At 64.1% G+C, this 23,139-nt stretch carries 24 protein-coding genes and 4 pseudogenes; 14 read left to right on the top strand and 14 right to left on the bottom strand.

The annotated features are described in order from the left end of the window. Window positions 1–37: 37 nt before the first annotated feature. The 4 genes from OHA25_RS19525 to OHA25_RS19510 are packed head-to-tail and all read right to left on the bottom strand — an operon-like array spanning window position 38 to window position 4,163. Window positions 38–1,249 (bottom strand): S8 family serine peptidase, encoded by a 1,212-nt coding sequence (locus OHA25_RS19525; RefSeq protein WP_327588971.1) that lies wholly within the window; start codon window positions 1,247–1,249, stop codon window positions 38–40. 20 nt (window positions 1,250–1,269) lie between these two features. Further along, complete coding sequence (locus OHA25_RS19520) at window positions 1,270–1,986, bottom strand: hypothetical protein (RefSeq protein WP_327588970.1); 717 nt, start codon at window positions 1,984–1,986, stop codon at window positions 1,270–1,272. A 48-nt stretch (window positions 1,987–2,034) separates the two neighbouring features. Then, window positions 2,035–3,216: an adenylyltransferase/sulfurtransferase MoeZ gene (gene moeZ / locus OHA25_RS19515; RefSeq protein ID WP_327588969.1), complete on the bottom strand. Its 1,182-nt coding sequence runs from the start codon at window positions 3,214–3,216 to the stop codon at window positions 2,035–2,037. 47 nt (window positions 3,217–3,263) lie between these two features. Further along, on the bottom strand, window positions 3,264–4,163 hold the full coding sequence (locus OHA25_RS19510) for an alpha/beta fold hydrolase (RefSeq protein WP_327588968.1): 900 nt from the start codon (window positions 4,161–4,163) through the stop codon (window positions 3,264–3,266). A gap of 360 nt (window positions 4,164–4,523) precedes the next feature. On the opposite strand from OHA25_RS19510, the gene OHA25_RS19505 reads away from it, so the two are divergent. The 6 genes from OHA25_RS19505 to OHA25_RS19480 all read left to right on the top strand — a co-directional run bounded on the left by OHA25_RS19505 (window position 4,524) and on the right by OHA25_RS19480 (window position 9,868). Next, window positions 4,524–4,886, top strand: coding sequence for a hypothetical protein (locus tag OHA25_RS19505; protein ID WP_327588967.1), 363 nt, complete (start codon window positions 4,524–4,526; stop codon window positions 4,884–4,886). 514 nt (window positions 4,887–5,400) lie between these two features. Next, a complete protein-coding gene (locus OHA25_RS19500) occupies window positions 5,401–5,808 on the top strand; it encodes a hypothetical protein (protein WP_327588966.1) in 408 nt (135 codons plus the stop codon). A gap of 399 nt (window positions 5,809–6,207) precedes the next feature. Then, the gene (locus OHA25_RS19495; RefSeq protein ID WP_327588965.1) at window positions 6,208–7,083 is read left to right on the top strand and encodes a helix-turn-helix domain-containing protein; all 876 of its coding nucleotides are present in this window, start codon (window positions 6,208–6,210) and stop codon (window positions 7,081–7,083) included. Between the two features lie 371 nt (window positions 7,084–7,454). Next, window positions 7,455–7,808, top strand: coding sequence for a hypothetical protein (locus OHA25_RS19490; RefSeq protein WP_305924192.1), 354 nt, complete (start codon window positions 7,455–7,457; stop codon window positions 7,806–7,808). A 532-nt stretch (window positions 7,809–8,340) separates the two neighbouring features. Next, complete coding sequence (locus OHA25_RS19485) at window positions 8,341–8,643, top strand: hypothetical protein (protein WP_327588964.1); 303 nt, start codon at window positions 8,341–8,343, stop codon at window positions 8,641–8,643. A gap of 886 nt (window positions 8,644–9,529) precedes the next feature. Continuing rightward, on the top strand, window positions 9,530–9,868 hold the full coding sequence (locus tag OHA25_RS19480; protein ID WP_327588963.1) for a hypothetical protein: 339 nt from the start codon (window positions 9,530–9,532) through the stop codon (window positions 9,866–9,868). A 276-nt stretch (window positions 9,869–10,144) separates the two neighbouring features. On the opposite strand, the gene OHA25_RS19475 is transcribed toward OHA25_RS19480, so the two are convergent. From OHA25_RS19475 to OHA25_RS61450, 4 genes and pseudogenes are all read right to left on the bottom strand, one after another. Continuing rightward, window positions 10,145–10,582, bottom strand: a complete 438-nt coding sequence (locus OHA25_RS19475; protein WP_327588962.1) for a hypothetical protein — start codon at window positions 10,580–10,582, stop codon at window positions 10,145–10,147. 820 nt (window positions 10,583–11,402) lie between these two features. Continuing rightward, a complete protein-coding gene (locus OHA25_RS19470) occupies window positions 11,403–11,642 on the bottom strand; it encodes a hypothetical protein (RefSeq protein ID WP_327588961.1) in 240 nt (79 codons plus the stop codon). 9 nt (window positions 11,643–11,651) lie between these two features. Further along, complete coding sequence (locus OHA25_RS19465) at window positions 11,652–11,837, bottom strand: hypothetical protein (protein WP_327588960.1); 186 nt, start codon at window positions 11,835–11,837, stop codon at window positions 11,652–11,654. Between the two features lie 92 nt (window positions 11,838–11,929). Next, a pseudogene (locus OHA25_RS61450) lies at window positions 11,930–12,211 on the bottom strand (transposase domain-containing protein); the annotation flags it as partial. A gap of 263 nt (window positions 12,212–12,474) precedes the next feature. On the opposite strand from OHA25_RS61450, the gene OHA25_RS19460 reads away from it, so the two are divergent. Then, window positions 12,475–12,810, top strand: coding sequence for a hypothetical protein (locus tag OHA25_RS19460; RefSeq protein WP_327588959.1), 336 nt, complete (start codon window positions 12,475–12,477; stop codon window positions 12,808–12,810). Between the two features lie 234 nt (window positions 12,811–13,044). On the opposite strand, the gene OHA25_RS19455 is transcribed toward OHA25_RS19460, so the two are convergent. Both OHA25_RS19455 and OHA25_RS19450 read right to left on the bottom strand, forming a co-directional pair. Next, window positions 13,045–13,602: a hypothetical protein gene (locus tag OHA25_RS19455; RefSeq protein ID WP_327588958.1), complete on the bottom strand. Its 558-nt coding sequence runs from the start codon at window positions 13,600–13,602 to the stop codon at window positions 13,045–13,047. Window positions 13,603–14,072: 470 nt separating this feature from the next. After that, window positions 14,073–14,393 (bottom strand): annotated as a pseudogene (locus tag OHA25_RS19450) (IS1634 family transposase); the annotation flags it as partial. 390 nt (window positions 14,394–14,783) lie between these two features. Between OHA25_RS19450 and OHA25_RS19445 the strand changes: the two are divergent. The 3 genes from OHA25_RS19445 (at window position 14,784) to OHA25_RS19435 (ending at window position 16,827) form a co-directional block, all read left to right on the top strand. Next, window positions 14,784–15,605, top strand: a complete 822-nt coding sequence (locus OHA25_RS19445) for a recombinase family protein (protein WP_327588956.1) — start codon at window positions 14,784–14,786, stop codon at window positions 15,603–15,605. A gap of 231 nt (window positions 15,606–15,836) precedes the next feature. Further along, a complete protein-coding gene (locus tag OHA25_RS19440; protein WP_327588955.1) occupies window positions 15,837–16,250 on the top strand; it encodes a transposase in 414 nt (137 codons plus the stop codon). After that, window positions 16,144–16,827 (top strand): hypothetical protein, encoded by a 684-nt coding sequence (locus OHA25_RS19435; RefSeq protein ID WP_327588954.1) that lies wholly within the window; start codon window positions 16,144–16,146, stop codon window positions 16,825–16,827. The genes OHA25_RS19440 and OHA25_RS19435 overlap by 107 nt, the downstream gene beginning before the upstream one ends. Here OHA25_RS19435 and OHA25_RS19430 read toward each other — a convergent pair. Then, window positions 16,809–17,009 carry a transposase domain-containing protein gene (locus OHA25_RS19430; RefSeq protein ID WP_327588953.1) on the bottom strand — a complete coding sequence of 67 codons (201 nt, stop codon included), beginning with the start codon at window positions 17,007–17,009 and terminating at the stop codon, window positions 16,809–16,811. The genes OHA25_RS19435 and OHA25_RS19430 overlap by 19 nt on opposite strands. Window positions 17,010–17,068: 59 nt before the next feature. Continuing rightward, entirely contained in the window at window positions 17,069–18,523 is a 1,455-nt protein-coding gene (locus tag OHA25_RS19425; RefSeq protein WP_327588952.1) for an O-antigen ligase family protein, read from the bottom strand. A 275-nt stretch (window positions 18,524–18,798) separates the two neighbouring features. Between OHA25_RS19425 and OHA25_RS19420 the strand changes: the two genes are divergently transcribed. Next, complete coding sequence (locus OHA25_RS19420) at window positions 18,799–19,197, top strand: hypothetical protein (RefSeq protein WP_327588951.1); 399 nt, start codon at window positions 18,799–18,801, stop codon at window positions 19,195–19,197. 585 nt (window positions 19,198–19,782) lie between these two features. Then, on the top strand, window positions 19,783–20,847 hold the full coding sequence (locus OHA25_RS19415) for an FkbM family methyltransferase (RefSeq protein ID WP_327588950.1): 1,065 nt from the start codon (window positions 19,783–19,785) through the stop codon (window positions 20,845–20,847). Window positions 20,848–20,935: 88 nt separating this feature from the next. Here OHA25_RS19415 and OHA25_RS61445 read toward each other — a convergent pair. Beyond that, window positions 20,936–21,140: pseudogene (locus OHA25_RS61445) on the bottom strand (hypothetical protein); the annotation flags it as partial. Between the two features lie 85 nt (window positions 21,141–21,225). On the opposite strand from OHA25_RS61445, the gene OHA25_RS19410 reads away from it, so the two are divergent. Next, a complete protein-coding gene (locus OHA25_RS19410) occupies window positions 21,226–22,227 on the top strand; it encodes a transposase (RefSeq protein ID WP_327588949.1) in 1,002 nt (333 codons plus the stop codon). Further along, a complete protein-coding gene (locus tag OHA25_RS19405; RefSeq protein WP_327588948.1) occupies window positions 22,143–22,958 on the top strand; it encodes a transposase in 816 nt (271 codons plus the stop codon). Before OHA25_RS19410 ends, OHA25_RS19405 begins: the two co-directional genes overlap by 85 nt. On the opposite strand, the pseudogene OHA25_RS61440 reads toward OHA25_RS19405, so the two are convergent. Further along, a pseudogene (locus OHA25_RS61440) lies at window positions 22,955–23,131 on the bottom strand (IS5/IS1182 family transposase); the annotation flags it as partial. The gene OHA25_RS19405 and the pseudogene OHA25_RS61440 sit on opposite strands and share 4 nt — an antisense overlap. Window positions 23,132–23,139 lie beyond the last annotated feature (8 nt).

Below are 23,139 nucleotides of genomic sequence, written 5' to 3'. Positions count from 1 at the left end.
TCATGGCCTGTCTATTTCGTCCCCTTTAGTGGAGAGATCATGCGTCTTGCGAGCCGTGCGCCCGGCGTACGCGTCTGACCAGGATGAATATGACGGTCAGCGACGCGATCGCGCCTGCGGCCGCCGCGACGGCGATGGCCGCGTAGACCCTGACGCGCTCGTCGTCCCTGACGATGACCTTGATCGGGCCGGTCTGCCCGCCGCCGGCCACGGGCTTGGCGGGGTCCTGCACCCCGGCGCCTGTCGCGGTCTCGGTGTGCCCCGCCAGCCGGCCGGCCTCGGCCAGGGCGCGGGCGGCGTTGACGACGCCGAAGCCGGTGGCCGTGTCGTAGCCGCCGGGCGGGCGGTCGGTGGCGCTGGCGGTGAGGGCCTGCGCGACGAGCGGCGGCGACATATCCGGATATTTCGCCTTAATGAGGGCGGCGACGCCGGAGACGAGCGCCGTCGCCTGCGAGGTCCCCCTGCCGACCCAATACTCGTCGCCTGGTCCGGCGCCCATGATGTCCACGCCGGGCGCGGCCACCTGCACCGAGGAGTTCCAGTTGGAGAACGTGGCCCGCCGCAACCGCCGGTCCGTCGCCCCCACGGAGACCACCCCTGGGAACGCCGCCGGGTAGGAGTACGGCGCGAAATCGCGGTCGATCTTCCGGTCGCCGTCGTTGCCCGCGGCCGCGACGAGCACGACGCCCCTGGAGATGGCGTAGCGGATGGCCGCCCGCTCCTCCCGGGTCGCCAGCTCCTTGGAGATCGACATGTTGATCACGTCCGCCCCCTCGTCGACCGCGTACCTGATGCCTCGGGCCACGACGTTCTCGAAGCGCTCCGCCGAGTTGAACTCCCGGAAACCCGGCTCCTCGTCCTCGAGAATGACCCTTACTGACAGTACGTCCGCTTCGGGCGCGACGCCGATGATCCCCAGCTTTCCTTGGCGGCCGTGACCGTGCCCGGCGATCAGCGAGGCCATGTACGTGCCGTGCAACCTGCGCGGACCCACCCCGGGCGGATTCGCGCCCGCGGTGAAATCTCTGCCCACCCGGACCGAGCCGATGAGGTCGCGATGGCGTGGATCGACGCCGGAGTCGAGCACCGCCACGGTGACCCCGACGCCCTTGCTGACGCGCCATGCCTGGGTCAGCTCCAGCGTCTTGATCACCTGCCGCTGCCCGCCGCGCACATCGTCGGCGCGCGCGGGCGGGGCCACGAACAGCAGCATCCCGGCCGCCGCCACCGACACCACCCGTCTCAGCACAGGTGCTCGAGTGCCCTGGCTCAGCACTGCCATTCCTCTGCGGTGCAATCGGGCATCCTGGGCGTGCTGAGATCGGCCAGCACATGCTCGGAGATCTCGGTGGCGAAGGCGAAGATGTCCGGGCGCGACTCGCCGACGGCGCTCCCCGGCCGGCCGTCCACCTCACCGGCCGTGGTCAGCACCAGGTAGGGTCCCGCCTGCCGGACCGACCCTGCCTGGCGCACGGCAGGGGTGAAGCGGTGGGCGATCGTGTTGCCGAAGGCCAGCGGGCTCAGCCCGGGCACGGGTTTGCCGCTGTCGGCGAACGCGGACTTGGCCCGCACGGCACCCAGCTCGTCCCGCAGGGCCGCCACGCCGACGGTGACGAGCACGCCGCGCAGCGCGTCGATGTAGGTGGCGCGCAGCAGGCCGCGGCAACCCGCCTTACGCAGGGCCTTGGCCGCCTTGGCGTCCACGGAGTCGCACGCGGTGTGCGGGGAGATGCCGACCCTGCTGGCCCGCTCCTGCCCGCCCTGCTCGGCGGAGTACGGCAATGTGGCGGGGAAGATACGTCCCGCGGGCCAGGTGCGCCAGCGCTCGGCGACCTCCCGCTTGGCCGCCGCGTGCAGCTCGGCGGTGCTCGGGCCGCGGGTGAGCTCGGTGCCCGCCGTGCTGCCCGCGACCCCGGCGGCCACCGCGCAGACCAGGGTCAGCGCGGAGGCCACCACCAGGGTCGGCCAGGGGCGGGCTGGGTTCACGCCATCGACCTTAACCGGGGCGTCCGGCAGGGCACCGCCAGAAGATGCTTAATAGCTGGGCAGGCTGGGGTCGACGGTCTTGACCCAGCTGAGCACGCCGCCGCCCACGTGGACGGCGTCGGAGAACCCGGCGCTCTTCACGACCGCCAGGGCCTCCGCCGAGCGCGCGCCCGACTTGCAGTGCAGGACGATGCGCTTGTCCTGCGGCAGCTTCTCCAGGGCCGAGCCGTTGAGGAACTCGCCCTTGGGGATCAGCGTGGCGCCGGGGATCGAGACGATCTCGTACTCGTTCGGCTCACGCACGTCCACGAGGAAGATGTTGTCGCCGCGTTCCTGCATGTCCTTGAGCTCCAGCGCGGTGATCGTGGAGCCGCTGGCGGCCTCGGCGGCCTCGTCGGAGATCGCGCCGCAGAAGGCCTCGTAGTCCTCGAGCAGCTCGGTGACCGTCGGGTTCTTGCCGCACAGGACGCACTCCGGGTCCTTGCGGACCTTGACGTCGCGGTACTTCATCTCCAGGGCGTCGTAGATCATCAGCCGCCCGACCAGCGGGTCGCCGATGCCGGTCAGCAGCTTGATGGCCTCGTTGACCTGGATGGAGCCGATCGACGCGCAGAGCACTCCGAGCACGCCGCCCTCGGCGCACGAGGGCACCATGCCGGGAGGCGGGGGCTCCGGGTAGAGGCAGCGGTAGCAGGGGCCGTGCTCGGCCCAGAACACGCTGGCCTGGCCGTCGAAGCGGTAGATCGAGCCCCAGACGTACGGCTTGCCGAGCAGCACCGCGGCGTCGTTCACCATGTAGCGGGTGGCGAAGTTGTCGGTGCCGTCGACGATGAGGTCGTAGCCGGAGAAGATCTCCATGACGTTTTCCGTGGTCAGCGCCGTGTTGTGAATGACGACGTCGACCAGCGGGTTGATCTCGCGGACCGACGCCGCGGCGCTCTCGGCCTTCGGCCGGCCCACGTCGGACTGGCCGTGGATGATCTGCCGCTGCAGGTTGGACTCATCGACCACGTCGAAGTCGATGACGCCGAGGGTGCCGACTCCCGCCGCCGCGAGGTACATCAGCGCGGGCGAGCCCAGGCCCCCGGCGCCCACACACAGCACCTTGGCATTCTTCAGCCGCTTCTGCCCCGCCATGCCCACGTCGGGAATGATCAGGTGACGCGAGTAGCGGCGCACTTCGTCGACGGTCAGCTCTGCGGCCGGCTCGACCAGCGGTGGCAACGACACTTTCTACGCTCCCGTTATCCAGGGGATCCCTGTCCTCACCTTGAAACCTAGCTGGCGAGTGGGGCATTCCCCAATCGAGTCTCACCGATCAGACGGCGTGCTTCGGCCGCCACGACCTGCGGCAGCTCCATCATCGCCACATGACCCGCGGTCGGCAGCAACACGATCCTGGCGCTCGCGAACGTACGCAGCGCCTTCGCGGCCATGGCCGGGCGGACGAGGCGGTCGCGCCGGCCGTGCATGATCAGGGTCGGCGCCTGGACCCTGGCCGCCTGGCGCCAGAGGTTGTCCTCACCGCGGCGGAAGTATTCGGCCACGATGCCCCGGGCCGCGCCGATCATCGCCGCTCCGGCGTACGGGACGTCGTCGCGCCTGCGGAGCTCGTTGATCGCGTCGCTCAGGCGTACCGGGTGGACGGCGTTCGCGTCGGCCCAGACCATGGACACGGTGGCGTGGACCCGCTGCTCGGCCGGGACCATGCGCATCATGCCCGCCACCCACTCACCCAGCATGGGGATCGCGGCGGCGGCCACGCGGATGGGGCCGTATCTGGGGAGCAGGTCCGGGAGGGCCGGCGAGATGAGCGTGAGCGAGCGGACCAGGTCGGGGCGGGTGGCGGCGACCCTGACGGCGATCGCGCCGCCCATGGAGTTGCCGAACAGGTGGGCGGGGCCGGTCTCCTCCATGAGGCCGATCACGGCCCTGGACTGCCCGGCGACTGTGTAGTCGCCGTCGTCGGGCTCAGGCGAGTATCCGGCGCCGGGCAGGTCGAGCGCGTGGCCGGTGACCGTGTCCTTGAGCTCGTCCATGAGGTCCGTCCAGTTGGTGGCCGAGCCGGCCAATCCGTGCACGAACACCGCTTGCTCGGCGGGCCCCCCGGGGGTGGACCTGACGTGCACTGAGCCCAGCATGCGTCCTGGCCAGTGCGGGATCGGCTTGGTTGCCATGCCTCCTCCTCGTCGTCACTCCCACGCTGCTTGTCGTTAACCCCCACGATAACCATGCCGCAGCACCAGACAGCCCAATATCGGACATTTCGTACTTATCGCCATTTATTAGGGCATGGAGAGTGCCGCATCGCCGCCGCCCGTCGAGGAAGTCGGACAAATCATCTCAATTCATTTGATTTAAGTTTAATGGGGGCAATGAGAGTGTTCGTGTATAGCAAAACCGTTCGATGCTCGTTTGTGGAACCTTCGCATCGGACATCAAAGGGACAGATGACGCATTGTCGCCATCCACGACATTTTCCGATCAACTAGAAAATGTCGGGAACCAGGGCAATCGATCCTTTGGGGGGGAACTCAATGCCCACGTTCAAGACAATCGTCGCAGGGCTGGCGATCAGCACAGCAGCGACCGGCGGCGCCATCAGCATGGGCTCGGTGACCACAGCCTCGGCCGCCAGCGCGACGACCGCCTCCGCCGCCTCCGGCGCCACCACCACGACCGGCTTCCTCGCCGGCTGCCGCAAGCGCTGCGGCTGGGGCTGGGGCGGCGGCGGATGGGGCGGCGGCGGATGGGGCCGCCACCACAACCGCCACAAGCAGAAGATCAAGATCCACATCCACAACAACAACCAGCAGAGCCAGAACCAGGGCTCGCGACAGGCCCAGAAGCACGAGCAGGGCCAGAACCAGTTCCCGTTCAGCTTCCTCGAGGATGACTGACAGCTCCAGGCAGTGACCCTGGAGCGATCGACGGGAAGGTCCTGAGCGATCGGAAAGCGGCCCTGCGAAGGCATCCCGGTCGACGTGAGCCGTGACCGAAGTCCGTAAGCGTGATCGCGCAGCATCGAAGCGACGAGCCGACACGGAGCACCGGCACTGACTCAAGAGCCAGACCAGGAAAGAGGCCCACCGAACGCTCAGGCCACCGGATCGCACCACATGCGCCCTCGGCAATTCACTGCCGAGGGCGCATTCATGCGTTCCCGCGCTCCACGGAGCCGAACGGATGGCCATCGCACCAAAAAGGACAAAGCATCTCAATTTACGCGAAAGTTGCCGAATAATAGCAACGAGAGCGTTAGTGAGGAGCAAAACATCATGAGGCCCGTTACGCGACATTAGTACCCGGAAACAAGAATGAACACGGATGACGCATTAGCCAGCCATCCACGGTGTTTGTCGATCAATCGGGAAACGTCAAGAACAGGGCAACCGAACCTTTGGGGGGATTCCAATGCCCAAGTTCAAGAGTGTCGTCGCAGGCCTCGGCCTCAGCGCCGCCATGGCCGGCACCGTCGCAGGCCTGGACGCGCTGACCACCACCACTTCTGCCGGCGCGATCACCGCCTCCGCCGCCACCACCACCGCGGCCGGCTATTTGGCCGGCTGCCGCAAGCGCTGTGGATGGAGCGGATGGATTCGCCACGGCCGCTACCGGCTGAAGATCTACATCCATATCCACAACAAGAACCAGCAGAGCCAGAGCCAGAAGCCCCGCGAGGACGAAACCCAGAATCAGAATCAGTCCCTGCACAACACGGCGGACAATACAGCCGACAACACGGCGGACAGCACGGCCAGCGACACTGCGGACAGCACCGCGGACAGCACGGCCGACAACACGGCGACCGGCAGCCCTTGAGGCGAGCGCACAGTGCGCCGAACGGTCCAAGCGGGGCTCTCGCGACCGTGTCCCGAGTGACGTGAAGCCCGTAACCGAGTGCCCGTGTCACCCATGAGCGACGTTGGCACTCTGCTTCACTTACTGCGATCAGGCAGCACACATTCGCCGTCATCCGGATCCCCAGGCTCTCGACGAGAGCCTGGGGCCGCTTGCGAGGCCGACCGCCGTTCACAGCCGCTCCGGCTCCAGGCGCAAGAGAGGGAAGGCGGCCTCACAACCCCCCTCCGGCACCGCAAGGCCGACTCTTCCCTCCAGAATCCACCCTCACATATCACGCCGCTGAGCTGCAGGGATCGGTTATTCCTAGGAAGACTCTTCCAAGGAAATTTCTCCGCACCGGTGCAATCATCGATGGATATGGACAGCATTGAGGTTGCCTCCTCCAGGGGACCGCTGGCCGATTTCCTCACCGCCCGACGCGCCGCCGTCACCGCAGCCGAGCATGGCCTACCCGAACCGCCATACCCCCGACGGGTTCCAGGCCTGCGCCGGGAAGAGGTGGCCCAACTGGCCGGGATCAGCACCGACTACTACACCCGCATCGAGCAGGGCCGGGTACGCACCGCCTCCCGGTCGGTCCTGAACGCCATCGGCCGCGCGCTGCGTCTCAACGACGATCAACAACGGCATCTGTTCCAGCTGGCCTACCCCGAGGCGCAGGAGCAGTCCGGTGAGGCCGAGCAGCGCATCACCCCGCAAACGGCCCGGCTACTGGCCAACCTCGTCGACACCCCCGCCCTCGTACTCGGCCGCTACCTGGACATCCTGGCCTGGAACCTGCTGGGCACCGCTCTGCTGGGCGACCTGACCGCCATGAATCCGGCCCACCGCAACTACGTGCGCCTGATCTTCCTCGACGATCACGTCCGGTCTCTGCAAGCCGATTGGCGCGCCCGCGCGCAAGAGGCGGTCTCGAGCTTGCGCATGGCCGCGGGAGCCTACCCCGATCAGCCCCGGCTGCAAGAACTCGTGGGCGAGCTGTCGGTACGGGACGAGGACTTCCGCACCTGGTGGGCCGACCACCTGGTGACCGTTCATACCTCCGGCCGCAGCCTCCTCCGCCATCCCGTCGTCGGGGAGTTCAGCCTGGACTGGCAGGCCCTGACCAGCATCGACGATCAGGAACAAGCCATCGTGCTGCTCACCGCCCCATACGGCAGCCCCGATCACGAAGCAATCAAACGACTGGACGCCTGGGCCCGCCGGCAACAACTCCGGCCAAGCCACCCCTAACCGGACGCACCCGCAACAGCAGTCCAAGATCGATAAGTCCAGCTTGCCAGCAATACAACCAATCGCGGGACCCAGCGAGGCGCACCCTCGCCGCATTGGCCAGCGAGAGCGCATTTACCCGCATCAACGGCAGATCGCTTCGCCACATTAAGAGCAATTCGGACAAATCGCATCAACTCATTTCATAAATGCTTAATGAGAGCAATGAGAACGTCAGAGTAGAGCAAAACGCCACGAAGCCCGTTTACCTGACAGTCGCCCGGGAAATATGAAATGCAACGGATGGTGCAATCGCCACTATCCGCGATATTTTCCACGCAGTCCGGAAAATATTTAGAACAGGGGCAACAGAACCTTTGGGGGGAAATTCAATGCCCAAGTTCAAGACTGCCATCGCGGCTCTTTTCGCAGCCAGCGCAGCCATGACCGGCGCTGCCGCGCTGACCACCTCCTCACCTGCCAACGCCACGCCGGGCGAGGGCTTCGTCGCCGGCGGCGGGGGCTGGGGCTGGGGCGGCGGCCACGGCAAGCACCGCCACAGGAACAAGCAGAAGGTCCGCATCTGGATCCATAACAACAACCACCAGACCCAGAACCAGGCCGAAAGGCAGGACCAGAAGCAGGCTGAGCTCCAGGCCCAGCTGCAGAAGGCCAAGAACAAGGCCGACGCCGACGCCGACGCTGCGGCCGCGGCCGCAGCCGCAGCTTACCCGCCGGCGCCGTAGCCTCTGAGGGGAAGCCTGACGCGATAATCCCCTAGCAAGAAGCGCCCTGCATGAGCGCATTGAACCGTCGAGTGGCGGTCAGGCGACCGCATCCTGGTCCGCCGGAGCCGCACCAGAGTGCCTGCGTCCCGCAGTGGCGTCATCCGCTTCACCGAAGCGATGACCCGATGTGGAACGCAGGCACTCCTTTTTTACGCCGCCACCTAGACGCTAGAGGACGCTTCTCCACAAGCAGCCATATCACACACCCGCGCTCTCGACATTTCACTGTCGAGAGCGCTTTTGTGTGTTTACAGGTCTCCGTTTCACTTCACAAGGGGAAAGCGATACGGACCAGTCATCCAACTCCGCGAAACGCCCAAAGAAGGCGATGAGAGCGTTGAAGAACGGTAAATTGCCGCGAGGTCCGTTTAGCGCAGGCCGCCCGGGAAACAAATTGGACAGATGGCACATTAGCCATCATCCACCGATATTTTCCATGTAGTCCGGAAAATACGGAGAACAGGGGCAACAGAACCTTTGGGGGGAAAAAATGCCCAAGTTCAAGACCGCCGCGACTCTCGCCGTCGTCACCGCAGTGTCCGGCGCCATTGCCGCGCTGACCGGCTCCTCGACCGCCAACGCCGCCACGGGCTCCGCAGTCACCTCGGCGGCGGGCGGCTTCGTCACGGGCCACGGCTGGGGCGACCATAACCGCCACCACAACAGGCAGAAGGTACGCATCTGGATCCACAACAACAACCAGCAGAACCAGAAGCAGCACGCGTACCAGAAGCAGAAGCACCACCAGAGCGAAGGCCAGTCGTCCTTCCTCGACTCCTTCTTCAATGACTGAGGTGGAGAAGTAATCCAGCAACGCTCAGCAGTAGCGTGCTGAGCGACTGCAGGGCGGATCATGCCACCGGATCCCGGTCGGCATGAACCGCGGCCGAGGTGCCTGTGTCGGCAGACATGCCACACGCTCCGGCGAGGCGATACCGGAACGAAACACAGGTACCTCGGCTTTATCATGCGCCAGGGCCGGTCATGCACCTGGTCGGCGCCGTCGTTGATTATGCGAGCTGGTTATCTGATGTGGGCGACCATACGATCCCGTGATGGGAATCCAGCTCAACAAGGGCGGGCGGTTCTCGATATCGACGATACGAGAACCGCCCGCCCTGATAGTGCCTCATGGTTGGGCAGCCGCCCATGGAGTGCAGTTGGTCAGGGGGCCGCTGATCCGGAACAGCACCGGCAAAGCAGGAGCTGCTGAGGAAGTTCCTCCGTTCTGGACATGAGAACCGCGTCTCCTGGGCGCGGCAGGCGGCGGCGACCTCAGCGCTGTAGAACGCCGAGTCGCCGCGCAGGATCAGGGTGCCGGTGCAGCCTGCTTGCCGGGCGGTGGGAATGGACTCGGCCACCAGCGACTTCGCGCCGCGTGCAGAGCCGTCACGCGATCGTCGCGGCGGATGTGTCGGGCTGCTGGGACGCTCTTGCCGCGGCAACCTCGAACCAGAGCATGATCGTTAACTAAACGGCATTGGGGTCAACACCATTCAGCCACACGCCACGGAGCACGCAATCATGCCGCCCCGCAAGAGGCCCGACCCTCGCAACGCCGCTTCCACTGAGCCAGACGAAGGAACGTCAGCGGAACCGCCAACGCCTCGACGCACCGCCACTCCCGTCCGGGGGCGCGTCGCACGGGCACCCGCGTGGATCAAGCCACCGATAACCGCATGACGAAGGCACACGACCGCACCGGCAAGGGCGTCAGGGACATCCGGGAAGACGCCATCAACTCCTACTGCGACAAGCTCGGCATCCCGAAGGAGATGCCCGAGGACGCCGAACTGAAGATCCCCGCGCCGAAGAAGAACAACATGGGCGGTGGCAAGCTGACCATGGTGCGGCTGACTCGGAACACACGAGCGCGTCTCGTCGAGGGATGCCTGCGGGAGGACCTGGGCGGCCGGCCGTTCATCTCGGATGCACTGAACGACTACTTCGACGACTTAGGAATCCCTCGGCCGAAGGAACCTCAGGAGCCCGGGGTACCATCTCCCCCATCTCCGTGATGAGAGATCTTGAAAGGCCGCCCCGCTCACCAGGGGCGGCCTTTCTGCGTGGTCGGCGTGCGGGATCTCTCCAGGATGGGCGTCCGTCTTTCTCTCCGGTCCTGCACGCATACAAAGTGCAGATGATCATCGATCCAGGAGAGCCCGGCTGTGACCCTCGGCGTCCAATCATCGTGGAGCCTGCCGAGGCGCAGGGACACATCAAGCCGGGCTTGCACCTCCGTCGCCGGCCCGCTGCCGCTCCGCGGTGGATCGACGCAGACAGGATGGACTGGGCTACTCGTCGTCTCCGCTCGCGGCGGCTGCGTCCGAACCTCTGCCCGCGGCGGCGGCGGCGGCTGCGTCCGAATCTCCGCACGCGGCGGCGGCTGCGGCCGAATCTCCGCACGCGGCGGCGGCTGCGGCCGCGTTGCCCGCGGCGGCGGCCGCGGCCGCGTCGCCGTCGTCGTCGCCTTCGCACGCGGAGCTCGCGGCGGCTGCGGCTGCGGCTGAACCTCCGCACGCGGCGGCGGCTGCGGCCGCGTTGCCGTCGCCTCCGTTCTCCGGTGGCTCGATCAGGGGCCGGTTCGGGAACTGGTTCAGGAACTGGTTCTTGCCCATGGTGTAACCGCTGCTGGGCGCGGCGTGGGCAGTGGAGTCGGCCAGCGCAACGACGGCGCCGGTCATAGCGGTGCTAGCGGCGAGAGCCGCGATGACACTCTTGAACGTGGGCATTGAGTTTCCCCCAGGGTTCAGTTGCTCCAGTTTCTCGATATTTTCCGGACTGGTTGGAAAACATCGCACATGATGGCTAATGCACCATCCGTACGGTTTATTGCCAGGACGATTGTCACGTAAACAAACTTTGTAGTAGTTTACTCTACCCTAGCGCTTTATTGCCCCTTCTCGAGGCTTGCAGGTGAAATGGGACGAATTGTCTGGATTGTTCCTGGGTCATGATGGACAAGGGCTGCGGGAAATTATTGCGCCCCCCGGCACTGGAATGTCGATAGTCGTATGGCTGTGCCTTACTTCAACTAATCACGCCATAATGAGTGCTCGACCGGGTCCAATGCCGTTTAGTTAACGATCATGCTCTGGTCCGAGGTTGCCGCGGCAAGAGCGCGACGGTGGGCGGTCCTGCGTGTCGGATGCCCTTGTCGGAGGGGCCGGCGTTCTCTGTAGCTGCTTCGCCGGGTGCCTTTGACGGCTAGGGGGTAGCTGCGGTGCCGGCGGGAGGGGTTGCGATTGCGAGGCCGGCCGGCCTGGTGGACGGTGCGCGTCCAGAGGGTGCCGTGGGGTGCAGGCGGAAAGACCGCCCGGTCGGTGACTGAGCGGCGCACGATGCGCAGGGTGGCCAGGAACTTGATCCCGTCGGGGTACGACCCCTGCGGTGGTGGCCGCGACGCAGATCAGGGTGGCTAAGGCCCAGTGGGTGAGGAGGTAGGCCCAGGTCTCCTGGCGCGCCAGGTCGGGAGTGCGGGACCGTAGAGCCCGGCCCGGCCCGCGCAGGTGCGTCTTCAGCTGGTCGATGCCGGTTTCCGCTTCCCAGCGATCATGGTAGCAAGCGGCCCTGGCGGGCGTCTTCACGCAACCGGTCCTTCTGCGACCTGTGCAAGCCGACCACGGGGTTGGTGATGACCGCGAGCCGGGATCCGTCGTCAAGGTCGCACAGCCAGTACGGGCGGAGCCCGGCCTGCACTCGCCACAGCAGCTGGGCGCCGCTACGGCGGGCCTGACCCCAGGCATAGAAGCCGTAGAAGCCGCGATCGGCGAGCAGCAGCATGTCTTCCACCAGCAGCTCCTACAGGGAGTAGGCCAGGGTCTGTTCACCGTCCCAGCAGCCCGACACATCCGCCGCGACGATCGCGTGACTGGCGCACTCGCTGATGGCCACGACCCGGGCCTGTGCAAATGCGGTCTCATACCCGCCCACGCTGTCCTTGGGGAACTCTTCGAGGTTCGCCGGAGTGTCGGGCAGGTCGAGCACGAATCGTCGATCGCCATCAGCCGCCAGCGGCCGAGCCAGGCACCCGTCGTTGTCGGGGAGACGGCTGGGCGGGCCACACGCTCGAACACCTCCTTGACCGGCTCAGCGCCCAAGCGCTGCCTGGCCTGAGTCACCGCACCTCGCGTCGGCGGCTCCCACCGCGAGCCCGGCACAAATGCGAGCATCCCGGTCAGCTTCTCGGCGACCTCCTCGTAATCATCGTCTGGAAACAGGCACAACGCGATCAGGAGATAGACGACCACGTGCGCGGGCAACTTGCGAACCCGACGCTCTCGGCACCCGTGTGCGGCGATGGCCGCGTCCAGGACCTGGCGAGGGATCAGCGAGAGAAGCTCGAGGACGCTTCTCCACAAGCAGCCATATCACACACCCGCGCTCTCGACATTTCACTGTCGAGAGCGCTTTTGTGTGTTTACAGGTCTCCGTTTCACTTCACAAGGGGAAAGCGATACGGACCAGTCACCCAACTCCGCGAAACGCCCAAAGAAGGCGATGAGAGCGTTGAAGAACGGTAAATTGCCGCGAGGCCCGTTTAGCCCAGACCGCCCGGGAAACAAATTGGACAGATGGCACATTAGCCATCATCCACCGATATTTTCCATGTAGTCCGGAAAATATGGAGAACAGGGGCAACAGAACCTTTGGGGGAAAAATGCCCAAGCTCAAGACCGCCGCGACTCTCGCCGTCGTCACCGCAGTGTCCGGCGCCATTGCCGCGCTGACCGGCTCCTCGACCGCCAACGCCGCCACGGGCTCCGCGGTCACCTCAGTGGCCAACGGCTTCGTCACGGGCCACGGCTGGGGCGACAATAACCGCCATCACGGCAGGCAGAAGGTACGCATCTGGATCCACAACAACAACCAGCAGAGCCAGAGGCAGCACCATTCTCAGAAGCAGAAGCATGAGCAGAACGAGGGCCAGTTCCCGTTCAACGGCCTCTTCAATGAGTGAGTGAATTGATCCTGCAACGCTCGGCAGTAGAGTGCTGAGCGACCGCAGGGCAGGTCATGCCACCGGATCCCGGTCGGCGTGAACTGCGGCCGAGGTGCCTGTGTCGGCAGACAGGTCGCGCGCTCCGGCGCGGCGATGCCGAAACAAAACGCAGGCACCTCGGCTTAATCATGTGCCAGGGCGGGCGGTTCTCGATATCGACGATATCGAGAACCGCCCGCCCTGATCGTGATCTTATGGATAGATGGCCGCCCATGGAGTGCAGTTGGTCAGAGGGCCGGCCGTCGGGAACAGCACCGGCACCTCAGGAGCGGTTGGGGCACTTCCCTTGGCCTGGACACCGCAACGCGTCTCCCAGATACCGCTAGCGGTCCGCGCCCTGATCAGCAGCTGGACGTCGCCGTTACCATCGAGGCTCTTTTGATCACCCGCGACGGAGACGTTGAACACGTAACTGCCCTTGCTTCCCGGCACTCTCCTGAGGCTTTGCCACCGCTGCCCGGCAGGCAGGCGCGAGTCGTAGACCCACGGGACACCGCGCTCGGCCGCGACGGCGAAGAGCTGGCGCTGATACGTGTCCGTGGTGCCCCGGAGTTCCACGAACGTGGAGTCGAGCCATGGCGTGCTCTCCCGAGTCACCTGCTCGTGGGCAGCGTCCTCCGTCGATCCCGTGGATGCGTGGGCGGATGTCGTCGCACTTGAGAGTCCCACAGCTCCGCAGGCCATCGTTGTGGCGACGGCCCACGTCAGCAGGCGGCCGGTGGCGCTCGCGCGTGAGGCGGCGCTGCTCATACGAGAAACCAATTGATTTCCCTCCATTGCGGAATTGGCTTTCTGGGACACCGCGTTGCCGGGCGATGCACTGCGAAGATACCTGACCACATAAACTCGAACGCATGGACAAACATGCAATGATGGCAAAGAAGCGGAATAGCGATACAAAAGATATCCGGCCAGCACCCGCCTTTGCCTATGTGGTTATCCAATCTGTTCTACATATCGTTACACGGACTAATATCGCCCTATTAGTACGGCATGGCCGTTCATCCCTCAAGAAGCGAAGCCGGTCAGGCATAGGACTTCGTGGTCGAATGTCCGTTTTGGCGGGCGTCCCTGGAAGACTGTCGGGCATGCGGACGAAAGGCTGGCCTGCGTTCCGCAGATGTGTAGCGAGAAAAACACATGAATGAGGGGTGTGAGCTGCGGAAACGCTTGCGGGCACGCTGATGCGGTGTGTCACTAGGCGCAGGTGTTGTGCCTGGTCAGGTGTCTGCGGCGGGTGTAGCCTCGACGATCTTCTTCGGGGTCGGGATGTCGAGTCTGGCCAGGATGTCGCGCTGGGGCATGGTCAGCTCGGCGCGCTGGCGGAAGGTGCCGGTCGGGCCGGTGACGGTGGCCATGGTGAGCAGGTCGAACTCATCGCGGATGCGGTTCCAGGTGGTGCCGGTGGTGGTCTCGATGATGCGGATCAGCAGCAGCGCCAGCCAGCACAAGATGACGTGCGCGCGGATGCGTTCCTCCAGCCGGTGATAGACCGGGCGCAGGTCGATGACCTGCGTCATGTCCCGCCAGCCCCGCTCAAGCAGCTTTCTACAGTGCACTTATAGAGCTGTTAGGGCCTGGAGCTGCGATGATTGGCATCGAGGGTCTGCTGGAGTTGGCGGCTGTCGTCCAGCGACTCAAGGAGCAGAGCGCCCCGCGGGAAGGGGGTGCGGCATCACCGTCAGTCGGCGATCGGAGGGCGAGCCGGGCTCTCCACGACCCGGCCGACGACCTCCTCGCCCGTCGGGTGGGGCGATTTGCCGGAAGCGAGTCGGATTGCGGCGATTCGGATGCTGGCGCTGCTGGTGGAGCGACGGTTATCCCGTCCGGCGGCAAGTCTGATCGGCGGCCCTGATGAGCAGGCAGGCGAGCACATCTCCAGGGTCGCCGACCAAGGTGAGGCGCGAGCACGCCGACCGGATGGCGGGTGTATGTGCGTCAGTCGACCCGCCGTCAAGTGCTTCAGCATCACCGAGTCGGCCCGGGTCCAGTACGCGCTGGTGGACCGGGCGGTGGCGCTGGGCTGGGGTGCCGGCCGGGTCAAGGCGATCGACGCCGACCTGGGCATGTCCGGTGCCAGCGCGCAGGGACGGCCGGGGTTCGCCGAGTTGGTGAGCGAGGTCGGGCTCGGGCATGTGGGGATCGTGCTTGGGGTGGAGGTCTCGCGGCTGGCCCGCTCGGGCCGGGACTGGTATCAGTTGATGGAGCTGTGCGCGTTGGCGGGCACGCTGCTCGGCGACAGTAACGGGATCTATGATCCGGCTCAGTACAACGACCGGCTGCTGCTCGGGCTGAAGGGCACCATGTCGGAGGCGGAACTCCACCTGATCAAACAGCGGATGGCGGCGGGACGGCTGGCCAAGGCCCAGCGGGGCGAGCTGTTCTTCTCGGTGCCGACCGGCTATGTGCTGCGCCCCTCGGGAGAGGTGGTCAAAGACCCCGACGAGCAGGTCCAGGCGGTCATCAGGCTCATCTTCGAGCTGTTCGATGAACTCGGCACGATCAACGCCGTCCTGGCCTACCTGGTCGAACACCGGATCCAGCTCGGCATCCGGCTGCGGGAGGGAGTCGATCAGGGCGAGCTGGCCTGGCGTCGCCCGAACCGGATGATCATCCAGCATCACCGGCAGGAGACGACTCGCTGTACAACTATGTGTGCGTGCGCGAGTACGCCGATCGCGGCGGGCCGCGCTGTCAGCAGCTGGCGGGCCCATGTGTGGACGCGCATGTCGCCGACCGGCTGCTTCAGATGATCGCTCCGGCGGCTTTGGAGGTGTCGTTGCACGCCGCCGAGCAGATCGAGGCCGACCGTGCCCGGCTGGAGAAGCTGTGGTAGCAGCGGCTGGAACGCGCCGTATACGCCGCCGACCGGGCGCGGCGCCAATACCAGCTGGCCGAGCCGGAAACCCACCTGGTGGTGCGGCAACTGGAACGCGATCCGTCAATACTGCGGGCTGACCGGACAGGTTGAAAACTGCCAGGTCATGCCCATGCTCACGTACGCGTCGGCGGCCGAGCACGCCTTCGTCAACCGTCGCCTGTACCTGGCCGAGGCGTGGGCGGAGGATCGGGAACGGCGCAGGCAGGCCGGGGTTCCTGACGAGGTGGTCTTCGCCACCAAGCCGCACCTGGTGATCGACATGCTGAAGGAGGAGACCGCGGCCGGCACTCCGTTTCGCTACCTGTGCGGCGACCCCGGCTACGGGCGCGATCCCGACCTGCGAGCCTTCTGCCACGACCGGCAGATCGGCTACGTGCTGGCCGTCCCAGTGGACCTAACCGCTGATCGCCGTGCGCAGCGGAAGCGAGCGGGTCGGTCACCTGCTGGCCCACGGCAACCCGGCCATCTGGGAACGCCGCGCCTGCGGGCAGAGCACCAAGGGCATCCGCCTGTATGACTGGACCTCCGTGCCCGTGCGCCTGACCGATCAGCAACCCGCCCCCGGCCACGCGCACACCGTGCTCATCCGCCGCTCGGCAACCGACCCGGCCGAGATCGAATTCTTCCTCTCCCATGCCCCGCTCGGCACCCCGGTCACCGAACTGATCAAGCTCGCCGGGCGGCGCTGGAAGATCGAGGAGAACAAGGCCCAGAGCAAGGACCTGCTCGGCCTGACCCAATACCAGGTCCGCAAGTGGACACCCTGGCACCGGCACGTCACCACCGTCACGCTCGCCCTAGCCTTCCTCGCCGTCACCCAGGCCGCCTTACCCGACCACCCACGACACCCCCGCCGACCAGCGAAAAGACCGCCAGCCACCGCCACAACCACCATGAGCAGAACTCCCGAGCCCGTGCCCCTGCCCTCACTGGCGGAGATCCGGCGCGTCCTGGCCCCGCTGTTCATCCCCGCCGCCAACGCCATCGAGCACGTCCTGGCCTGGTCAGCATTCCGCCGCCCCCACCAGGCCCGCGCCCGGCTCAGCCACTACCGCCGACGCGGAGACCCACTACCTCAAGATCTGCGAATGTAGTACAGGCACAGCGCGATCAGCAGATAGATGACCACATGAGCGGGGAGCTTACGCACACTCCGCTCCCGACATTCATGTGCGGCGATGGCCGCATCCAGGACCCGCCGGGGGATCACCGACGTCAACGCGCCGACCGCGATCAGATCCGTCAATCGCCCCGCACGGCCCGCATTCTCCGACATGATCACCATGCGAAGCTACCAGCAAGATCGCTATCTAAACGGCATTGGCTCGGTAACACTTAGGAGATTCGAATAGAGGAATGGACGTGCGTCGGCACACTTGACTGGTGCGGTTGTACGTATTTTTTCTCGTACGAGTCTGGTCTGAGCTGATGCCGCCTCAGGCCACGATGCGCGATAAGGCACCCCAGCATTACCCAAAAGTGACCAGAATGGGCAGGATGTCCTCCGATCGCGTCAGTCCCTAGCCATGCCAAACAGGAAAATGTCGAGGCTCGCAACACGGCAAGATAACCCGTATGAGAAACTCGCAAGGCCATCCAAAGAATAGAGAGATAGAGAATGATACCCGGAATACCCTCCTCGGCGGCAACACGCAAGTATTCGTTATGAACACCGCTGTGGTAACCAAATTCAGGAGAGAGGGCAGCTTGACGTGCGAGATTTCCATACCCAAGTCCTCTAAGCGGGTTTTCGCCAATTTGCTCAACGGTAAACAGTAGAATTGCGGAACGGACGTCCGTGCTGGACTGAATACTTGCTTCGGAACGCAATGGTGCGAGCATTTCCCATGGTGATACGCCAATCGCCATCGTACCGGCAACCAATAGGCCAACCATGCCTATTGTGACTATTTTTCCTTTTCTCGTTCGCCCAGCCACCAGCACGAATAGCGTGCCAGCCAAAAGAGTGAGCATGCCTCCACGAGAACCTGTAGCGATGACACATGCCAAGCACAGGATTCCCGGAACAAGCCAGATTCGTTGCCTGCAATACACCGCCAGGCCCAACGATGCAACAACGGCTGGCGCAACCAGAATCGCCAGCGTATTTGACCCGTATCCCTCGGTCCGGAGACGGAAATCATCTCCACCGTACGTACCGCGAAGAAAAACCATTACTCCAATTATCGTCGAAGCAATGACAAGTATGCGGACGATGTTCTTAGGCGACGGTTGAGCAATCATTGTTGCAGCAAGAAGGCTTAGGCAAACCAAAAGTCCCGGAAAGTGATCCGCTCCAAAATAGTTAACCTGAAAATTCGTAAAGTTCTTGGGCGGAGCAATATAACCAATCAGAATTATCAGGCCGAGCAGGAGGACGAATGAATGCTCCTTTAGATTGAAGGAAATGCTTGTTATCCGGAGAACGGCGCCAGTTGCGAATATAGCCACAACTATCGCGATCACAATGGCAGTCATCTGTGTTATGGACGCAGCGTCCCGAACGCCGTTATCGAATGGTGCCGGACTGAACATTACGATTGGGATTATCGCGAGAGTCGCAGCCCTAAACCACGCCATGACCACAATTAGCCAAACCAGCAAAAGAGCTGCTATTACCAAATATACTGACACCTTTCCGGCAAGCAGAGTAGATATCAATGACACCACAAGCAAGGCTGCAATAGAGAAAATTGGGGGTTGTAGAGTAGCCAGAATTGGGATGTGAGCCAATCCACTACTTAGGAAATTGGCGTTGTCCAGGTTTCTTGCTCTTCGCAACGAGAACACGAACTAAACATTAGCGCTCCTCGATGGGAAGATTCACTGATACCATTACGTGTTTCGACAGGCTTCTTTCCTGATTTCGTCAAGTAATCTGTACCGTGCCGTCTGCGGCGCGGCGGCCGCACCAGCGAAAGCGTGACTCACCCCGCTGGCCGCCACTCGTCATGACACCCAGATCGTCGTGGCCCAGCGGCAGGTAGGGGCCAATAGCTATGAGATCCTCGCGTTCACGCCCCGGTTGTCCGGGCTGGATCTGTCCAGCGTGATGATCATCGCAGATGCCCTATACACCCAGGACTCCCCACGGCCAGCAGATCGTCGCCGCCGGCGGCTATTACCTGTTCATCGTCAAGGGCAACCAGCCGACGCTCCTGAGCCGATTCAAGGTCCTGCCCTGGCGCGAAGCGATCCTCAACGACCGCACCGACGAGACCGGACACGGCCGCCGCGAGATCCGCCCTATGAAGATCTGCGCCATCCGCCTCGGGCTGCCCTTCCCGCACACCGCTCAGGCGATCCAGGGTCCAACGCTGCCGCACCGACCACCGCACCGCCAAGAACACCATCGTCACGATCTACGCCGCCACCAGCCTCCCACCGGACGGATCACCCACGCCCAGATCGCGCTGATCCGCGGCCACTGGAGCATCGAGCCCAGCACCACATCCGCGACGTGACCTACCGCGAGGACGCCTGCGAGCTCCGCAGCGGCACCGCACCCCGGATCACGGTCAGCCTCCGCAACCTCGCCATCGGCCTAGCCCGCCTCGTTGGACCAACATCGCCGCGGCCACCGACCACTACCGCAGCCACCCTGCCGACGGCCTTCAGCTACTCGGTTTCACAACGTGAGAACGCTTGGCCTGGTGGAAGGTGTGCATGCATGATGGTCGGCTTCACCTTGCGCAAGTGGCGGACCAGGCGTAGGAAGGCAGCCACATTTCCCCCACGAATTGAGTCCCCTGCCGAATCTAAGCTGCACCACCGGGATTTCGGTGGTGCACAACTCTCCAGCGTCGTGGCCTTCCTCGAACAGGACTGCCACGGACAAGTATATGCCATGAGCACGCAAGCCCAAAGCAAGTTGCGATACATGGAACTCTGCACCACCGAGTCCCAATTGTCCAATAAGAAAGCATATTATTGGATCTGAGTCCCCCCCTCTACAGTTGCTCTCTTCCCTGCGATTCGATTGTGTGACATCACTCATCATGGGGAAAGGCTATGGCTGACTCGTTCGAAGATGTGCACGGGCAGCGGCCGTGTCACATCTCCGCAGAGATTCAAATCTTGTTCTCAACTTGGAAAAGGTGGCGACAATGACGGAAAGTCTAAGGTCTTCTCTGAAGACTGAATTTTCAATTAAGATTATTAAAGTCGCCCGTGCGGCACACCGTTCCAGTCTGGTCAGGCGTGTGCTCGGGAAGACACATGCCCGCCAATTCGCGTTCATTAATCGCATGTACCGGGCCGTGTACCTAATGGGTCAGCCGAGGAAGGCTACGACGATAGAGGCCAAAGTTCATGGTATGCGGATCAGGGGACCAGCGTGGGATAATACAATCCTGCCCGCTCTCGTCGCCGGATACTACGAGGAGTTCGAGGTTGCCATATTTCGTCAACTTGCAGCGAAAAGCCGCGGTGTGGTAGATGTGGGGGCTAATATTGGGCTCTACACTTGCATCGCAGCAGCTGCTTCACCTGACAGTAGGGTCCTAGCTTTCGAGCCCGTGCCGGAAAATTACCACTTTCTGTTGGATAATGTAAATACTAACGGTGTGAGTGCAAGGGTCCTCGCCGAGATGCAGGCGGTTGGTGAACGTGAGGGCGAGCTCGTCCTGCATCTCAGCAACCGTCAGATCGGCACGCATTCGGCGTCTGCGGAAAACACTGAGGAATGCTCGGGCACGACAATAGTACCGATGACTGATCTAGATAGCTATCTGAAGACACATGACATGCCGCCGGTGGATCTCATGAAGATCGACATAGAAGGCTATGACGGTTTCGCACTCCGTGGGGCAGTCGCTACGCTCAGGAAAGATCGGCCGACAATCTTCATTGAGTTCAACCCAAGCGCCCTCAGTAATTGCGGCTTCGAACCGCATGAGCTGCTCGAACTGATTGCTGCTCACGGCTACCATATCTTCATCGTGGACCTTCTCGACAGCCGCTTGATCGAGTGTCAATTTAAAGATGTAATAGACGTGATCGAAGAGGACGCCGCTAGTAAGCCCTACCTCAGCAACCTGCTCGCGGTATCCCGGGCAGAGCACCTGGAGGCGCTCTCCCCATGGCTTCCCTTCGGGGATATTTCCGATCGCTGAGCGAGCAAGGTGCCGATTAGGACTCATGTATAGGAGCTGAAGGGGGATGGGTGAGCCAGTCCTCGAACGAGTGCCACCGCGCCTTTCGCTATTCCGTCCCTGACTGCGCGACTTCACCTGACCGATGTTGTCCGGGCTTGAGCGGGCAACAACGAAGCTTGCGGAGAATCCTCCAGCTCTTGAGGCGCGCGTTCGCCGGGGCCACGCAGCCGGGCATGTGACCTGTTGGCCTGCTTGTGCGACTCGGGCTTGTTCTTGCCCTTGACCCTGATGGTTAACTCGCGGCGCGTGGGTGTGGTCCGTGACTTGGCGGTAGTTGGTGTGGATCATGAAGGGCGGCCGTTTTCCCCTCGTCCCGGCTGCGGTTGGAGTGTTTCGGTGTCTGTGCAGGCGTGTCCGTGGCCGGAGCCGTCGCCGCAGGTGGCTGAAGCGATCCGGGTGATGTATCGAGGACGGCGGGAGGTGCCGTTGCCGGTTCGGGTGCGGGATGAGCTGGGTGAGTTGTTCGCCGATGAGCAGTTCGCAGCCGCGTTCGGGACGGAGGGCCGGCCGGGCTGGTCTCCGGGCCGCCTAGCGTTGATCACGGTGTTGCAGCGGGTGGAGGATTTAACCGATCGGCGGGCTGCTGAAGCGGTCCGGACGGATTTGTCGTGGAAGTACGCGCTGGGGCTGGAGCTGGATGACTCGGGGTTCGACGCGAGCGTGTTGAGTGAGTTCCGGTCCCGGGTGATCGCGCATGGGTTGGAGGAGCGGGTCCTGGACCTGCTGCTGGAGGCACTGAAGGACAAGGGGCTGGTGAAAGAGGGCGGCAAGCAGCGCACCGATGCCACGCATGTGGTCTCGGTGGTGCGGGACCTGAACCGGGTCGAGCTGGCCGGCGAATGCGTGCGGGCCGCCTTGGAAGCCCTCGTGGCTGCCGCGCCCGGCTGGGTGGAACAAGTTCTGGAGGTGACGGACTGGGCGGACCGGTATCGGGCACGAATCGACTCCTGGCGGCTGCCGGCCTCCAAGACCAAGCAGGAGCAACTCGCGCGTGCTTACGGCGCTGACGGATATGCGCTCTGCGCGGCGGTCTACGCGCCGTTCTCCCCTTCCTGGCTGCGGGAACTTGCCAGCGGTGCAGACCCTGCGGGTGATGCTGATCCAGAACTTCGTCCGGACCGTCGATGCCCGCGGACGGGAGGTGGTCGAACGGCGGCGGCCCCTGCGCGACGGCGGAGCGGGGCTGCCGCCCGGCAGACACCGGCTGGCCTCTCCCTTATGATCCAGACACCCGCTGGTCGGCCAAGACCGACGTGTTCTGGAACGGCTACAAAGTCCATATCAGCGAAACCTGCGGCACCAGCGGGGACGGCACGGCGAGCGCACCGCCGAATCTGATCACGAACGTGGCGACGACCGACGCGACCGTCGCGGACATGGCCATGACGGCCTCGATCCATCAGGGACTCCAGCGGCGGAATCTGCTCCCGGCCGAGCACTATGTGGATTCCGGATACGCCTCGGCCGAACTGATCGTCGCAGCCCGTGACCTCTACGGGCTGGCCCTGGTCGCACCGGTGCGGTTCGACTCCTCGCCCCAGGCCCGCGCAGCCACCGGCTACGACAGGGCGGCATTCACCATCGACTGGACCGCCAAGCAGGCCACCTGCCCCCAAGGACAAACCAGCATCTCCTGGACCCCCACCATCCAACGCGGCCTGGACACCATCGTGGTCAGATTCTCCGCCAAGACCTGCACGCCCTGCCCTGCCAGGACCGCATGCACCAGCAGTAACAGCGGCCGCCGCCAGATCACCCTGCGCCACACCCAAACCCAGCAACAGGCCCTCGACGCCGCGCGCACCCAGCAGATCAGCCAAGACTGGCAGCACAAGTACAAAATCCGAGCCGGGGTGGAAGGCACCATCCGGCAAGCCGTCGCCATCACCGGCATCCGCCGAGCCCGCTACCGCGGACTCCGCAAGGTCCACCTCGAACACGCCATCGCAGCCACCGCCCTCAACCTCACCCGACTCGATGCCTGGTGGAACGGCCACCCTCTCAACCGCACCCGTACCAGCCACCTCGCCCGCCTCGATCCAGGCTCTCACCGCCTGAGCTCGAGTTAGCCATCAGGGTCGCCCTTGTACGGGGTGATGAGTGGTCCTTCAGCTCCCTGATAGCCCTTGTCGGCGAGGGTGAGGATGCCGGCCTGCCCCAGCTCGCGTTGGATGCCCCAGATCCGGGCCGCGGTCAGGTCGTTCGTCTTGCCGGGTCGCGACCCCGACGTCCAGATGATGCCGCCAGGGG

The sequence above is a fragment of the Nonomuraea sp. NBC_00507 genome, assembly GCF_036013525.1.
GTDB lineage: Bacteria > Actinomycetota > Actinomycetes > Streptosporangiales > Streptosporangiaceae > Nonomuraea.
Note: the sequence above shows the minus strand (reverse complement) of the source record. Positions and strands in the feature narration are given on the sequence as shown.

Excerpts from the sequence above, each read along its gene's own strand:
- OHA25_RS19510 (WP_327588968.1), bottom strand. The coding sequence starts at position 4,163 with ATGGCAACCAAGCCGATCCCGCACTGGCCAGGACGCATGCTGGGCTCA.
- OHA25_RS19505 (WP_327588967.1), top strand. The coding sequence starts at position 4,524 with ATGCCCACGTTCAAGACAATCGTCGCAGGGCTGGCGATCAGCACAGCA.
- OHA25_RS19500 (WP_327588966.1), top strand. The coding sequence starts at position 5,401 with ATGCCCAAGTTCAAGAGTGTCGTCGCAGGCCTCGGCCTCAGCGCCGCC.
- OHA25_RS19495 (WP_327588965.1), top strand. The coding sequence starts at position 6,208 with ATGGACAGCATTGAGGTTGCCTCCTCCAGGGGACCGCTGGCCGATTTC.
- OHA25_RS19490 (WP_305924192.1), top strand. The coding sequence starts at position 7,455 with ATGCCCAAGTTCAAGACTGCCATCGCGGCTCTTTTCGCAGCCAGCGCA.
- OHA25_RS19485 (WP_327588964.1), top strand. The coding sequence starts at position 8,341 with ATGCCCAAGTTCAAGACCGCCGCGACTCTCGCCGTCGTCACCGCAGTG.
- OHA25_RS19480 (WP_327588963.1), top strand. The coding sequence starts at position 9,530 with ATGACGAAGGCACACGACCGCACCGGCAAGGGCGTCAGGGACATCCGG.
- OHA25_RS19475 (WP_327588962.1), bottom strand. The coding sequence starts at position 10,582 with ATGCCCACGTTCAAGAGTGTCATCGCGGCTCTCGCCGCTAGCACCGCT.
- OHA25_RS19460 (WP_327588959.1), top strand. The coding sequence starts at position 12,475 with ATGGAGAACAGGGGCAACAGAACCTTTGGGGGAAAAATGCCCAAGCTC.
- OHA25_RS19455 (WP_327588958.1), bottom strand. The coding sequence starts at position 13,602 with ATGAGCAGCGCCGCCTCACGCGCGAGCGCCACCGGCCGCCTGCTGACG.
- OHA25_RS19445 (WP_327588956.1), top strand. The coding sequence starts at position 14,784 with ATGTGCGTCAGTCGACCCGCCGTCAAGTGCTTCAGCATCACCGAGTCG.
- OHA25_RS19440 (WP_327588955.1), top strand. The coding sequence starts at position 15,837 with ATGCCCATGCTCACGTACGCGTCGGCGGCCGAGCACGCCTTCGTCAAC.
- OHA25_RS19430 (WP_327588953.1), bottom strand. The coding sequence starts at position 17,009 with ATGTCGGAGAATGCGGGCCGTGCGGGGCGATTGACGGATCTGATCGCG.
- OHA25_RS19420 (WP_327588951.1), top strand. The coding sequence starts at position 18,799 with ATGCCCTATACACCCAGGACTCCCCACGGCCAGCAGATCGTCGCCGCC.